Genomic DNA, 14,390 nt, shown 5'->3' on the forward strand with positions numbered 1-14,390 from the left:
AGAAGAAAAACGAATTGACGACAGGCTATTTTGTTTAGTTTTCAAGGTTCGATGTGTGTCGCGTTCGAAAGCGACAATGACTAATATACCAAGTTGAAAACCGAAAGTCAACAACTTTTTATTAATCTTTTTAATCGATTGTTTAAATCGATTTGGCTCTCAAAAAGCGACATCTAATAATATAACAAGTTATCACGATTCATGTCAATAACTTATTTGAAACAAATTATTGAGACTCAAAATTTATATAATCTATATAAATTTGTAATAAGCTCAAATAATGTGTATCAAACATTATATAATAGCTAACTAAGAATGTCAATAAGATTGTCTCTTAAACAAATCTAGATAAGTCGTCCTTCAAAACGACAAAATCGAGTATAACTTGATAATGATGTGTCGTCAAGAAAAAAATAACCCTTAAGTCAATAAATCAACTTAAGGGTTTAAACATACTATTTAATTAGCAACGATATTGACCAATTTGCCAGGAACTGCAATGACTTTACGCACCGTTTTACCGTCAATCCATTCCTTGATTGTTTCATCATTTAAGGCAATCTCTTGAAGTTCGTCTTCAGTCGCATCTTTAGGAACTTCTGCTTTTGATCTTACTTTCCCCATCACTTGAAGGACAATTTCGACTGTATCTTCAACTAATTTAGCTTCATCATAAGTTGGCCAAGACTGATACGTAATGGTTCCATCGTATCCTAGGACTGACCAAAGCTCTTCACCTAAATGCGGGGCAATTGGCGTAATCAGCTTCACGAAACCTTCTGCATAGTCACGTGGTACATATTCTGCTTTATAACATTCATTAATGAAAACCATCATTTGTGATATAGCTGTATTAAAGCGTAATTCTTCAAAGTACTCCGTTACATTCTTGACTGTCTCATGATAGACTTTATCGAGTTCTTGATTCGCTTCGTCTTTCACATTACTCGAAAGATTACCGTTTTCATCAGCCATTAATCGCCAAACACGGTCTAAGAAACGACGTGCTCCTTCTAATCCATTGGTGCTCCAGGCAACTGATGCATCTAATGGTCCCATAAACATTTCATATAAACGTAAGGTGTCAGCACCATGAGAATTAATAATATCATCAGGGTTTATGACATTCCCCTTTGACTTACTCATTTTCTCATTACCTTCACCAAGAATCATGCCTTGGTTAAATAACTTTTGGAAAGGTTCTTTCGTTGGTACAACATCTAGATCATACAATACCTTGTGCCAAAAACGTGCATATAATAGATGAAGAACAGCGTGTTCCGCTCCACCAATATATATATCAACAGGGAGCCATTTTTTCAGTTTCTCTGGGTCAGCTAGCATTTCATCGTTATCAGGATCAATATAACGTAAATAGTACCAACAACTACCTGCCCATTGTGGCATTGTATTGGTTTCGATACGACCTTTCATACCTGTTTCTGGGTCAGTCACATTCACCCATTCTTGAATATTAGCAAGTGGCGATTCACCTGTACCAGACGGCTTGATCTCACTTGTCTTTGGAAGCTCTAATGGTAGATTTTCTTCATTAACTGCTGACATCGAACCATCTTCCCAATGAATGATCGGAATCGGTTCTCCCCAGTAACGCTGACGACTAAACAGCCAGTCACGTAGACGATACGTTGTTTGACGTTTACCATATCCGTTTGCTTCTAGCCACTCGATTGCTTTTTCAATTGCTTCGTTCATATATAAATCATTCAGGAACTCTGAATTAACATGTGGGCCATCTTCTACATAAGCCTCATGATTAATATTCCCTCCTGAGACAACCTCTTTAATTGGTAAATCAAATGCTTTCGCAAATTCATAATCACGCTCATCATGTGCTGGAACCGCCATAATCGCACCAGTTCCATAAGACATTAACACGTAGTCCGCGATCCAAATTGGCATTTGCTGACCACTTACTGGATTAATGGCATAAGCTCCTGTAAATACACCTGTTTTTTCTTTTGCTAAGTCAGTACGCTCTAGTTCACTCTTCTTCGCCACTTCTTCGATATAAGCATCAACTTTCTCACGCTGTTCAGTTGTTGTAATATCATCTACTAATGGATGCTCAGGTGAGAAGACAGCATATGTTGCTCCGAAAATTGTATCGGGTCTAGTCGTAAACGCCTGAAATTGGTGGTCGGACCCTTCGATATTAAACGTGATTTCAGCGCCTTCTGACTTTCCAATCCAGTTGCGTTGCATATCTTTTAAGCTTTCTGGCCAATCAAGTTCATCTAAGTCTTCTAGTAAACGATCAGCGTATTCGGTTATTTTAAGCATCCATTGACGCATCGGCTTACGAATAACAGGATGACCACCGCGCTCACTAACGCCATCAATAACTTCTTCATTCGCTAGTACAGTTCCTAGAGCTGGACACCAGTTAACTGGTACTTCATCAATATAAGCAAGTCCTTGTTCGTATAATTTAACAAAAATCCATTGTGTCCATTTGTAGTAATCTGGATCTGTTGTATTGATTTCACGATCCCAATCATACGAGAAACCAAGTGATTTAATTTGGCGCTTAAAGATCTCGATATTTTGCTGTGTGAAAACAGACGGATCATTCCCCGTATCAATCGCATATTGTTCTGCGGGTAATCCAAAAGCATCCCACCCCATTGGATGCAGCACTTCATACCCTTGCATGCGCTTCATTCGTGAAACAATATCTGTCGCTGTATAGCCTTCTGGGTGGCCAACATGAAGCCCTGCTCCCGATGGATAAGGGAACATATCTAGTGCGTAAAATTTAGGCTTTGATGAATCAGTGTTAGTTTTAAACGTTTTATTTTCTTCCCAAAAGCGTTGCCATTTTTGTTCAATTTGACGATGATTAAATGCCATTGACTAGCTCCTCCTTGTTTATAATCATTTCTATCTCGGCTTTGATCCATTCTTAAAGACAGCTCTTAACCAAAATGGGTGATTCTAATCGTGTTAACAATAAAAAACTCCCGCCCCATATACAATGGGACGAGAGATTACCCGTGGTACCACCCAAATTAGTCACCTTAAGATGACTCACTCGAGTTCCTTAACGCGGAAACACGTCACACACTACCATTTAATTCATGTGTGAAACTAAAAGGCGAGTTCAGCTTCGACATAAGCAACTTTCACCAACCGTTGCCTCTCTACATATGTCAATTAACTTACTACTCCTTTATGATCGTTTGCTTATAAAATTAATATTAGTTCAACCATAGTTTAATCAAGCATATGCTAAATGTCAAGTAAGTGTGTCTGCTTTGAGTATATCAATCCCTAGAATATTATCAATTTGCATAAAATGAAAAATTTCATATACTTGTTCTTGCATATTTATGATTGTAACATCTACTTCATGTATTCTCGCCCAATTAACAAATTGAATGATTACTCCAACCCCTGTAGAGTCAACAAAAGCCACTTCATGCATATTAATATTTAACTTTTTATAATGCTCTAATCGTTCAGCTAATACTGGGTAAATTTCTTTTTCAAATAAATCTGTAGATTCTAAATCTAGACCTCCACTTAATGTAAGTTCTATTTCCTCATCTTCTGAAGTCAAATCGTACTTCATTTTATCCCTCTTTTTTTAAGTTAATACAATCTTTTCATCTACTAGTTTTGCTGTAACAAATTGGTCATTTTGATTAAATCTGTATTTTGAGTTACCAATTCGTATTACGGTATCTTCCCAAACATAGTCCATGGATATCGTTTGATCAGCTGGCACAGAAAGGTACGTTTTCATTCCTCCTTTTGAACCAACCTCTCCTACATACATACCTAATTGTGCGTAAATGTTTCCGCCACGAACAATCTTGTCAATTATAAGTTTTCCTCCTGAATGAATATCTGTGTGGTAAGAACCATCTCCAATTATAGACACATCACCTGAACAGTAGATATTGCTATTCATAACATTTGCAATCACTATTTCAGAGTTAGGTTCTGGTGGATTATAACTAATTTGATATAATTTATCCACACCTTCAATAATAGTTTCCAATTCTTCTGGGGTAGTAATCAATCGATTAGGGATTGGACGAACAATTGTTTTTAATTGCTCAGCCAAATCTAACCATTCTTGATCTAAGATGCTTTGATACTCATTTACCTTTTGCCTATATGTGTTAATCATTGACGGAACCTCTTGAAACTTTTTATCTAATAAAATATTTAGCAATGAGTATATACCTTGAGTTGCAAAATCAGAACTTTTGAAAGCCTTTGCTTTTAAAAGCTGCCTTACAGCCATAAGTAGACCTTTCAGTTGATTAGATAAATTTTCTAATGTTTGTGACAGATTAGATATGACAATATTTCCTTCACCAGCAGACAGGTGTGAATTAATTGTATTCTTCTTTATGTAAACACTATTCCCTGCTGTTACTTCTGCATGGTCAACTGCACCTGAAACTGTTACATCACCTACGGCCTTAACCGTCATTTCCTCTTTAACATTCCCCCAAATTTCTACATCGCCAGTAAAATGTATATTCCCTGTTTCAATCGAAACATCCGTGCGATGAACTAATGTGGGTAATACTTGAATTTGATATAATAACCCACGTGTTTGAATTTGTGGTTTTCCAGACTCCAAGGCAATAACTTGGTTACTAACTACTTCAATCCCTTTCCCTGCTTTAACAACTGCTTCATGTGCTTTCGAAGGTAATATGACGTCACCGTAAACATTTTTACCTGGTATACCAGGTATTGGAGGGTGTATATTTGCTATAATATCGCCTTTATTAACAGAAGGTATAAATTTGGTTTCCCTAAAATCTACACTACCATCATCATTCATCTTTGGCTTTCCTTCTTTACCATAAATATCGATTTTAAAGTCCAAATAACCATTTTCTCCTTCAACTGGTCGTTTTCCTTCCGCTACAACGAATTCAGATTCATCTAATGTCAGACTTGCTTTTACTATTTCAGCATGGTCTAAGCCATTCGATACCCTTAATTCTTTTAATCGATTCAAAATGTCTTCTGGTTCGAGAAAATTGGTATGACTTATTTCTTCCTCGGTTTTTATATCTAAAACCCGTTCATCATACTGATTTAATAATTTAAATTTGTGCATAATACTTGGCTTTATTGTACAAATCACTTTAACTGCATCATGAGAAACTTCTAAATCCCAATCCATACTTTCCTCATATTGATCTAAATTAAACGTAATCTCATCTTTTGAAGAAACAAAAGTAGTATCATTTATTTGTTCCCCATTTTTATACACTGTAACACCTTTAGCCATTGGTTCAATCATTGGATAAATGTCTAAATCACTTTGAATAAAAAATGCCCCATTATGAACTCCTATAATCTGATCACTCTTTTCAGATTCATAAGCTATAACATCTCGATGGTTAACTTCAGAATTAGTAAGCCAGCCTTTATGATCTAGTTCTTCTACTAGGTCTTCTAAATTTGTAGCAGACGTTTTATTTATATTATTTCCCACTTCTTCTTTTAACTCATTAGAAGTTGATATTGAAGATTGATTAAATTTTTCGCCATAATTAATAGTGGTTAATCTAACCTTGGCATCACGTGCTCCTAATAACAAAATTCCCTTATTTCCGTTATCAAGTATCTCAACTTCGACGTTTTCAATAGAACTTTTCAAAATCTTTAACCCTTGGTCAATGGCATCCTCTACCGTTTTTCCTCTAGAAATTAATGACCCACTCATTTATCATCACCTTCTTCATTTATTGTGGAAGGATAATTATATCCTCTTATTTCTGACTTTTGATAATCATTTTTTTAAATAACCATTGTCATGCCATCTTTTCGGGTTAAAACTCCAATAAACTCAAAATGACTGATAATGATATGATCTTCAATCACTTTAACTGATCTATTGCCTTCTGATTTTAAAAGATTAATTAACCTCACTTTACCGTAAAGTTCCTTATTCAAATTTTGAACTTCCACAATGAGGCTTTATATAAAAATTTTCTTAAATCTCAAACAACTTACAACCTATCCGTTATCATATTGCTCCACTTTACTTCTTAATTTTTCTGATATATTAGCGATTTCCTTTGATTGATCTTCGATTGTATCGGCTAATTCACTAACAATAAATAATATTCTCGTTATATCTGACCTGTGGAAATAAGTTTGCTTTTCGAATTGCTCAATTTTATAACTGATTAAATCCACGTTATTAGATGAATAACTTTGATGTTCTAAATGGTGTTTAACCAATTTTATAAGTTCATCAACATGTAATACTCGGTTATAATCTTTTTCTGCCATTTCGAGTGTTAATGCATATAATTCATCAACTGATTTCTTTGATTCTTCCTGCATTAAATATGTAATTCTTTGAATAGCTATTGATAAATCATGAAAATAGTAAAATTCATTATTGAGTTCTTGACTCAAAAGATTAAATTCACGAGCAACTCCTTTAGATATATCAAATTCACTCAGATTCAATATATTGTCATAGCTCCCACGACGCAGTGCGGACAAGCGTTTTTTTATTTTATTTATACTTTTACATGATCTCAAATATAAAAGGAATAGTAGAACCGTTATTATGAGCGATATAACAAATAACAAATTGAACCATATCTTATTATCTGTGAAGAAAAGTAAGATAAATCCCACAAAATTCAATACGACCAATTCTAAAAATAACCAGTAAGTTATGTTTTGATAGTTCATCACTTTTTTCATATTTTCACCTTATCAGTCGCTAGATTTTTTAGTATTATTACTGAAGAACCATAAGGGGTAGTATATAAAAGAAGTTGATCAACAATTCTCATCACCAAAGTAAACCCTTGACCTAAGGAATTTTGTGTGGAAAAGCCAGATAACATAATTAAGTTGGGTAGATTCTTCAGACTAAAACCATGACCGTTATCTTCAATAACAACTTGGATCTCACCGTTTCGTTCAAAAACCATCATCCGACCATTTTGGGCATGTTTCAATACATTCGTTACAATTTCAGAAATTGCCAAAAGCCAGCTGTTTTTATCTTGACCTGAGATGTTCCTTTCCGCTAGTATTTTGGTTATCTTTTTTCGACAAAGTGATATATCATGATGGTTTTGAATCATTATTGAGAATAATAAAACACCTGATTCCTGTAAAATTAATTCTTTTTTATCGATCAATAAAAATTTACGTTGTGATGAAGCGTACATAACATCACGATATATCTCCCATTCTCTCGAATTAGGAAATTGATTGATATTAGTAAACAGCATATGTTTTAAATCTATTTTTAGTCGTTCATAGACCTTTAATATAGCTTCTTTAGTTTGTTCACTTCCTTCAATCTTTTTCACTTTTTTATATACATCTTTTTGATCACGAGTCCATTCGACTAATTGGTAGGCATATTTTAATAAGCTTCCATTTTCTCGGTGATACTCAGCACTTTTGTTAGTTATTGTTGAGTAAAAGATTTTTTGACCTTCTTCACTAGGTAATTTCAGTTCATTAGATATTTCTTTAGCAATAAACCCCACAATGGTTTGATTAATTAACTGAGGTAATTCTATCTGTGGGACTTTATCTGACAAACTATTTTCATCTTTTGCTTTCGTTTTTAAAAATTTGTTTAAGCTATGCGCCATTACCATATCACCATCCTTTAATACAACGTATAATTCAGATCGATATTTACAGAATATTATAACAAATAAATGACAGTATTCGACTATTTTTTTAAAATTATTACGCTTTAATCAGAAAAAAGTTTAAACTGAATACTTATTTACACATTTAGGAGCTGAGACTATGAAACAAATCATCCCCTTTGCGCATCAATGGATCAGTGACACATTAAAATCAGGCGATATTGCCGTCGATGCCACACTAGGTAACGGGCATGATAGTGTCGCATTAAGTAAAGAAGTAGGTTCCAACGGCCTTATTTATAGCTTTGACATACAACAATCAGCCATTGACCAGGCACAGTCCCTCTTCACTCAAAGTAACATTAACAATATTACTTCCATTAAATTAGGGCATGAGCAGGCAAAAGACTACTTAATTGAACAAGGTATCACATCTATTGGTGGAGTTATCTTCAATTTAGGATTTTTACCAGGTGGTGATGAGTCCATCACGACACAAGCTGACTCAACCATTCAAGCGATTGAGGGTTTGTTTGAACTATTGATGCCTCATCGGATGATCGTGATCGTCATATATCCAGGACATGACTCCGGACAAATTGAAAAAGATTTATTAATCCAACATCTGCAAAATCAGCCTGCTGCTAAAATGGATGTCGCTATGTACCACATGGTTAATCGCAGTAATAAGGCACCATTTGTCGTTGGACTTTATAAAAAATAACGCTTTTAGCTACTAGACTAAAAGCGTTATTCATGAATTGATTATTCGTAATTTCTTGAATCGCCGGTACGCACGGCCGTTAAAATAAACAACTTTAGCGCGCCATCCCGCTTCACTTAATAAAGATTTTGCTACTTCCTTTTGCTCTTTGGTTTCAAGCATTTTGTAATCAGATAAGTATAAACCTACTAGTCCATCAACTATTAATTGGTGAAACGTCTGATCAGGAATACCCTGCAAATCTTGTTTGGCATTTTGAATAAACTGTTTCAATCGATTATTCCGATCATGCTCATCCTGATAATACCAAACAAAATTCAGATCACCTTCCAACTCGTCTTCACGCTGATCAATTAAATAATCTAATAAAATATGTAACCCTTGCAAAGATGGAAATAATGCCTCTTTCATCATATGAGCGCGATTTTGACCTGCCAAACCATAAGAAACGATACAAAAAACACCTAACGTAGAACCCGTCGCTGCTGAAAATTCATACCACTTTAAATCTGGATCATCATTTTCATTTTCATACCACATCGCTAACCGAGTGACACGCTCTTCATGCCTTACATGTTTATGTACTTGTAAATCTACATAAAGTGAGGCTAACCGCTCAATATCAGCTTGAATCATCTCATAGTTATTTATTTGCGTAATGACAGCTTGGCATTCTGCAACAAGGTCCTTTAGATAACCAGCATCATCTTGGTCCTCACGGTATTGATAGTAATTTTTCAGATCATAATCAGAGTTTAATCGAATGGCATCCAATTGAGCTTCATGTAATTGGCGAAAATCTTGAGGATCAAGGGATAAACTACGATCGCAAAGATTATCTAAATAGTCACTAATCGTTTGATAAGCTACTATAAATCGAACTGCTTCACGCCAAGAATCTCCCGCTAAACTAGCGTAAATCGAGCCACCTTCACAATGGAAAGTTTTCGCTTCTATACTAGCAAGAGCCTGTGTTTTTAACTCCTCATTAGGTATATTCTCAGCTTTTTTCCGCCAATAAGCTAATTGACGATTCACTTCTGGGAACAGGTTTCGATAAGACACTTTTAGCACCTGCCATAACGAAGTCGGTGTTTTCATGACGTTACGAACCCTCCTGACTTCTAGATAATAAGGCATTAGTGAAATCCTTGGCTACCTTAAAAACTTCATCTCTTTCTGGCTCATTAAAGACTTCATGATACAAGTCTGGCCAAATGTAATACTTTTTATCTTGCACAGCTAATTTATTAAAAAATTTCTCAACAGCTGAAATTGAAATAAGACGATCTTCCCCGGCTTGCATAAATAAAGTTGGTAAATCAGGATAATATCTAATTTGTTTAAAAGCTTGATCGATTGCACGTTCGAATTCATGAAACCACCGAACAGAGACTTTATGTAAAAAGAGCGGATCAGATTCGTCCTGGACATGAAAAGTTCCATTCCGTGTTGCGAGCTGTGGTGTAACATTCGTTTTAAATTGAATAGATGGCATTAATTGATCAAATACTTTTGATAGGTGATAGACTAGCTTAGATGGACCAGTCTTCATACCTAGGCCCGGCGATGATAATATAACTCCAGACACTGATTCATTCATTTCTTCCAAAGTACGAATAACGATTAAACCGCCCATGCTATGACCGAGTAAAAAAATCGGTAACTCAAAGTACTTGGCTTCATCTAACCACGTTTGAACAGTCTTAATATATTCATCGAATGAATCAACATGTCCACGCTTACCTTCTGACTCTCCATGACCCGGCAAGTCACCCACAATGACATGATAACCTGCGTCATTCCACTGACTAATTAGCCATTCATAACGCCCGGAGTGTTCGAATGCTCCGTGTACAATCACAATGACAGCCTCTCCACCCCGACTTTTATGAACGACCATATGATAACCTCCCAAAAATTCCGAAATATTTGATATAATTATCTTACCATAAATTGCGAATAGGAGGACAAACATGATTTTACCATATTATGAACAATTTCCATCCATTGATCAGACGGCTTACATAGCTGATGATGCTGTTATTTCGGGGGATGTTTCTATCGGGGCCTACAGTAGCATTTGGTTTAAAACGGTTATTCGTGGCGATGTTTCACCAACAATAATTGGTGAAAACGTCAACATTCAAGACCAAAGTATGTTACATCAAAGTCCAAATATGCCATTAGAAATCGAAAATGGTGTCACAGTGGGCCATCAAGTGTTACTACACTCTTGTAAAATACGGGAAAATGCTTTGATTGGGATGGGGACGACGATTCTAGATGGAGCTGAAATCGGTGAAAATGCATTCATTGGTGCAGGAAGCTTGGTACCACCAGGAAAGACCATTCCAGCCAACACTCTAGCATTTGGACGTCCAGCCAAAGTAATCCGTGAAATTACAGACGAAGATATTCAGGAAATGAATCGAATCCGTAAAAGTTATATCGATAAAGGACAAGTTTATAAACAAGAACAATCAAACCGGCATTCTTAATAATAAAGTTGAACGCACTCAAAATGCGTTCAACTTGTTTTATAAATCCAGTTTTGATTTTAATGCTTCGACTCGATCTGTTCTCTCCCAAGTAAAATCTTCATCTAAACGTCCAAAATGACCATAAGCCGCTGTCCGCTTATAAATAGGGCGACGAAGATCTAACATCTTTATAATACCTGCTGGGCGTAAATCAAATGTATTGCGCACTGCTTCGACTAATCTTTCTTCTGACACTTGACCTGTACCAAACGTATCCACAGCAATCGACACTGGTTGAGCCACGCCAATCGCATAAGCCAATTGTACTTCGCATTGATCAGCAAGTCCTGCAGCAACAATATTTTTCGCCACATAACGAGCTGCATAAGCCGCAGATCGGTCTACTTTAGTCGCGTCTTTACCACTAAAGGCACCACCACCGTGCCGTGCATAACCACCATAAGTATCGACAATGATTTTACGTCCTGTCAGCCCCGCATCACCCTGTGGACCTCCAATCACAAATCGGCCTGTTGGATTAATGAAGAATTTCGTCTTATCATCAATAAGGTTTTCTGACACAACAGGTTTAATTACATGTTCATCTAAGTCTGCCTTAATTTGTTCGAGATCAATTTCAGGATGATGTTGTGTTGAAATGACAATCGTATCGACACGTTCTGCTTGTCCATTTTCATCATATTCCACAGTCACTTGCGTTTTTCCATCTGGACGTAGATATGGGATTAATTCAGTTTTTCTGACATCTGCCATTCGTTTGGATAGTTTATGGGCTAATGAAATGGGTAGTGGCATTAATTCTTTCGTCTCGTTGCTAGCGTAACCAAACATTAAACCTTGGTCACCAGCACCTATAGCCTCAATTTCTTCATCTGACATTTGACCTTCCCGTTTTTCATAAGCCTCATCAACACCTTGAGCAATATCAGCCGACTGTTCATCAATGGCTGTTAATACAGCACATGTTTCATAATCAAAGCCATATTTAGCACGCGTATAGCCAATATCTTTTACTGTATCTCGCACGATTGTCGGAATATCGACATAGGTTGATGTTGAGATTTCACCTGACACTAAGACTAATCCCGTTGTGATCGTTGTTTCACAAGCGACGCGTGCATTAGGATCACGAGAAACGATTTCGTCTAGAATCGCATCGGAAATTTGGTCAGACATTTTGTCAGGGTGGCCTTCTGTCACAGACTCAGATGTAAAGAGACGACGTTGCTTCGTCATAACTATAGATCCTCCTCATTCGTTTAATGGAACGGATTTCATACCCCTTGTACAAAGCATGGGCTCACTTCATAGTTCCTTTATAGTTTTGCTTTATTTTCGATAATCGGCTCTGTTAGAATAAAGTTAATTCATACATTCAGAACAAACAAACCTTATACCAATAAAAAAACCTTTCCCGATTTAGACAAGGGAAAGGTGTGTATAGCCTTTCGCTCTTATCGTCCAAGGGTTCCCTTGCATCAGGATGAGCACCTGTCACAAATGTGATGGTTGCCGAGCTTCATAGGGCCTGTTCCCTCCACTTACTCTGGATAAGAGAAATACCGTTTACTGCTATATCATAACGTGAGGCTTATTTCGTGTCAACTTTTGACGCCTTTATTTAGCGATGACAAGATTTCACTAAAATACGTGTAAAATTTTTATAAATAGTGTGGTTTAATTTATAGAATGTGTTATACTAATAACGAATTATGTCATATACATAAATACATATTTATATAAAGGGTGATCTGGTAATGAAAACTATTGAAGCTGATACACTGGTATCACAATTATCAAATGCTAATCAGACGGATAAAAATTTATCCATCGCAGAACTAGTTGAAAATATTTTAGCTCGTGATGAAGGTATTTTAACCTCAACTGGTGCCATCAGAGCAACAACTGGCCATTATACCGGCCGCTCACCCAAGGATAAATTCATCGTTGAAGATGAAGAGACGAAAGATCGAATCGATTGGGGCGAGGTCAATCAACCTATAAGCGAAAGTGTATTTAATAACCTTTTGAATAAAGTGACGGATTATTTAGCTGAACGTGATCAACTATTTTCCTTTAAAGGATTTGCTGGAGCTGATGAAAAACATCGTCTTCCCATTGAAGTAATCACAGAATTTGCGTGGCATAATTTATTTGCTAACCAGATGTTCATTCGTCCTAGTTCAGAGGAATTAGCGGAGCATGAAACCAAATTTTCGGTTATTTCTGCTCCACACTTCAAAGCAGAACCAGAAACGGATGGAACAAATTCTGAAACATTTATAATTGTTTCCTTTAAACATCGAATTGTATTAATCGGCGGAACAGAATATGCTGGTGAAATTAAAAAATCGATTTTCTCCGTGATGAACTATATGTTACCTGAGAAACAAAATGTTCTACCGATGCATTGCTCTGCCAATGTTGGTGAAGAAGGCGATGTCGCTTTATTCTTCGGCCTATCAGGAACAGGTAAAACAACATTATCTGCTGATGAAAACCGTCGTTTAATCGGCGATGATGAACACGGTTGGTCACAAAGCGGTGTTTTCAATATTGAAGGCGGTTGTTATGCGAAAACAGTCAATTTATCAGCCGAAAAAGAACCACAAATTTACAATGCGATTCGATTTGGTTCTGTATTAGAAAATGTCATGATTGATGCGAAGACACGCTTACCTGATTATGATGATACAAGTTTAACGGAAAACACACGCGCAGCGTATGCCATTGACCATATCGACAATATTGTTGAACCAAGTATTGCAGGTCACCCTAATACTATTATTTTCTTAACGGCAGATGCATTCGGTGTATTACCTCCAATTAGTAAATTAACGAAAGAACAAGCTATGTATCACTTTTTAAGTGGTTATACGAGTAAATTGGCTGGTACAGAACGTGGCATTACTGAGCCGCAAGCAACATTCTCGGCGTGCTTCGGCTCACCTTTCCTACCACTACCTGCTGCTAGTTACGCGAAAATGTTAGGTGAGAAGATTGATCAGCATGGTGTGCAAGTTTTCCTTGTTAATACTGGTTGGACTGGTGGTGCTTATGGCGACGGTGAGCGCATGAAGTTAAGCCATACTCGAGCTATGGTCCATGCAGCACTCGAAGGCGAATTAAACAATGTCGATTACAATCAAGATGACATTTTTGGTTTACACATGCCAACTACTTGCCCTGGAGTACCAAGTGATGTTCTTAACCCTAAGAAAACATGGAACAATGATGAAGCATACGAAGCGAAAGCTCAGGAGTTAGCAATTAAATTCCACGATAACTTCAAACAATTCAATTATGTGACGAAAGACATTGCACAGGCAGGCCCTACATTTACACATTTATAAATGTTTCAACTTGATCCGAATGAATTCTCACGAGAGTTCATTCGGATTTTATATCCTGATATGAAGCTGGCACATGCCAAAAGTCAAGTCCATAATTATGTGTAAAATACATGGCAATGAAATTCAACTCTTGTCATTGATTATTTATGTGTTATCGCGATGAGGTGGGGATGGC

Annotated in this window: 12 protein-coding genes, 1 riboswitch and 1 other annotated feature; of the genes, 3 read left to right on the plus strand and 9 right to left on the minus strand. The window is 36.5% G+C overall.

All coding sequences use genetic code 11. The features are described 5' to 3' along the window. Positions 1-459: 459 nt before the first annotated feature. The 6 genes from leuS to J2S77_RS14310 form a co-directional block, all read right to left on the minus strand. Positions 460-2,874 carry a leucine--tRNA ligase gene (gene leuS, locus J2S77_RS14285; RefSeq protein ID WP_306978477.1) on the minus strand — a complete coding sequence of 805 codons (2,415 nt, stop codon included), beginning with the start codon at positions 2,872-2,874 and terminating at the stop codon, positions 460-462. Between the two features lie 122 nt (positions 2,875-2,996). Further along, positions 2,997-3,209: a binding site (T-box leader), on the minus strand. 50 nt (positions 3,210-3,259) lie between these two features. Further along, the gene (locus J2S77_RS14290; RefSeq protein WP_306978479.1) at positions 3,260-3,595 is read right to left on the minus strand and encodes an STAS domain-containing protein; all 336 of its coding nucleotides are present in this window, start codon (positions 3,593-3,595) and stop codon (positions 3,260-3,262) included. A 15-nt stretch (positions 3,596-3,610) separates the two neighbouring features. Then, positions 3,611-5,722 (minus strand): flagellar assembly protein A, encoded by a 2,112-nt coding sequence (locus J2S77_RS14295; protein WP_306978481.1) that lies wholly within the window; start codon positions 5,720-5,722, stop codon positions 3,611-3,613. A gap of 74 nt (positions 5,723-5,796) precedes the next feature. After that, on the minus strand, positions 5,797-5,952 hold the full coding sequence (locus J2S77_RS14300; protein ID WP_306978483.1) for a hypothetical protein: 156 nt from the start codon (positions 5,950-5,952) through the stop codon (positions 5,797-5,799). A gap of 63 nt (positions 5,953-6,015) precedes the next feature. Continuing rightward, entirely contained in the window at positions 6,016-6,720 is a 705-nt protein-coding gene (locus J2S77_RS14305) for a hypothetical protein (protein WP_306978484.1), read from the minus strand. After that, a complete protein-coding gene (locus J2S77_RS14310; RefSeq protein WP_306978487.1) occupies positions 6,717-7,637 on the minus strand; it encodes an ATP-binding protein in 921 nt (306 codons plus the stop codon). Before J2S77_RS14310 ends, J2S77_RS14305 begins: the two co-directional genes overlap by 4 nt. Before the next feature lie 157 nt (positions 7,638-7,794). Here J2S77_RS14310 and mnmM point away from each other — a divergent pair, with 157 nt between their 5' ends. After that, positions 7,795-8,358, plus strand: a complete 564-nt coding sequence (gene mnmM, locus J2S77_RS14315) for a tRNA 5-(aminomethyl)-2-thiouridylate-methyltransferase MnmM (protein WP_306978488.1) — start codon at positions 7,795-7,797, stop codon at positions 8,356-8,358. A 30-nt stretch (positions 8,359-8,388) separates the two neighbouring features. On the opposite strand, the gene J2S77_RS14320 is transcribed toward mnmM, so the two are convergent. Beyond that, positions 8,389-9,459, minus strand: a complete 1,071-nt coding sequence (locus tag J2S77_RS14320) for a tetraprenyl-beta-curcumene synthase family protein (protein ID WP_306978490.1) — start codon at positions 9,457-9,459, stop codon at positions 8,389-8,391. 4 nt (positions 9,460-9,463) lie between these two features. Beyond that, positions 9,464-10,261, minus strand: a complete 798-nt coding sequence (locus J2S77_RS14325) for an alpha/beta hydrolase (RefSeq protein WP_306978492.1) — start codon at positions 10,259-10,261, stop codon at positions 9,464-9,466. 73 nt (positions 10,262-10,334) lie between these two features. Here J2S77_RS14325 and J2S77_RS14330 point away from each other — a divergent pair, with 73 nt between their 5' ends. Beyond that, complete coding sequence (locus J2S77_RS14330; protein ID WP_306978494.1) at positions 10,335-10,859, plus strand: gamma carbonic anhydrase; 525 nt, start codon at positions 10,335-10,337, stop codon at positions 10,857-10,859. A 39-nt stretch (positions 10,860-10,898) separates the two neighbouring features. Here the strand turns inward: J2S77_RS14330 and metK are convergent, their stop codons facing one another. Next, entirely contained in the window at positions 10,899-12,098 is a 1,200-nt protein-coding gene (gene metK / locus J2S77_RS14335) for a methionine adenosyltransferase (RefSeq protein WP_306978496.1), read from the minus strand. A 215-nt stretch (positions 12,099-12,313) separates the two neighbouring features. Further along, a riboswitch (SAM riboswitch) is annotated at positions 12,314-12,419 on the minus strand. Between the two features lie 200 nt (positions 12,420-12,619). On the opposite strand from metK, the gene pckA reads away from it, so the two are divergent. Further along, positions 12,620-14,215, plus strand: coding sequence for a phosphoenolpyruvate carboxykinase (ATP) (gene pckA, locus J2S77_RS14340; protein ID WP_306978498.1), 1,596 nt, complete (start codon positions 12,620-12,622; stop codon positions 14,213-14,215). Positions 14,216-14,390 lie beyond the last annotated feature (175 nt).

It is taken from the genome of Alkalibacillus salilacus (assembly GCF_030812915.1).
Classification (GTDB): domain Bacteria; phylum Bacillota; class Bacilli; order Bacillales; family Alkalibacillaceae; genus Alkalibacillus; species Alkalibacillus salilacus.

What these genes read in the sequence shown, in the direction of transcription:
- leuS (WP_306978477.1), bottom strand. Translation starts at nt 2,874, where the DNA reads ATGGCATTTAATCATCGTCAAATTGAACAAAAATGGCAACGCTTTTGG.
- J2S77_RS14290 (WP_306978479.1), bottom strand. Translation starts at nt 3,595, where the DNA reads ATGAAGTACGATTTGACTTCAGAAGATGAGGAAATAGAACTTACATTA.
- J2S77_RS14295 (WP_306978481.1), bottom strand. Translation starts at nt 5,722, where the DNA reads ATGAGTGGGTCATTAATTTCTAGAGGAAAAACGGTAGAGGATGCCATT.
- J2S77_RS14305 (WP_306978484.1), bottom strand. Translation starts at nt 6,720, where the DNA reads ATGAAAAAAGTGATGAACTATCAAAACATAACTTACTGGTTATTTTTA.
- J2S77_RS14310 (WP_306978487.1), bottom strand. Translation starts at nt 7,637, where the DNA reads ATGGTAATGGCGCATAGCTTAAACAAATTTTTAAAAACGAAAGCAAAA.
- mnmM (WP_306978488.1), top strand. Translation starts at nt 7,795, where the DNA reads ATGAAACAAATCATCCCCTTTGCGCATCAATGGATCAGTGACACATTA.
- J2S77_RS14320 (WP_306978490.1), bottom strand. Translation starts at nt 9,459, where the DNA reads ATGAAAACACCGACTTCGTTATGGCAGGTGCTAAAAGTGTCTTATCGA.
- J2S77_RS14325 (WP_306978492.1), bottom strand. Translation starts at nt 10,261, where the DNA reads ATGGTCGTTCATAAAAGTCGGGGTGGAGAGGCTGTCATTGTGATTGTA.
- J2S77_RS14330 (WP_306978494.1), top strand. Translation starts at nt 10,335, where the DNA reads ATGATTTTACCATATTATGAACAATTTCCATCCATTGATCAGACGGCT.
- metK (WP_306978496.1), bottom strand. Translation starts at nt 12,098, where the DNA reads ATGACGAAGCAACGTCGTCTCTTTACATCTGAGTCTGTGACAGAAGGC.
- pckA (WP_306978498.1), top strand. Translation starts at nt 12,620, where the DNA reads ATGAAAACTATTGAAGCTGATACACTGGTATCACAATTATCAAATGCT.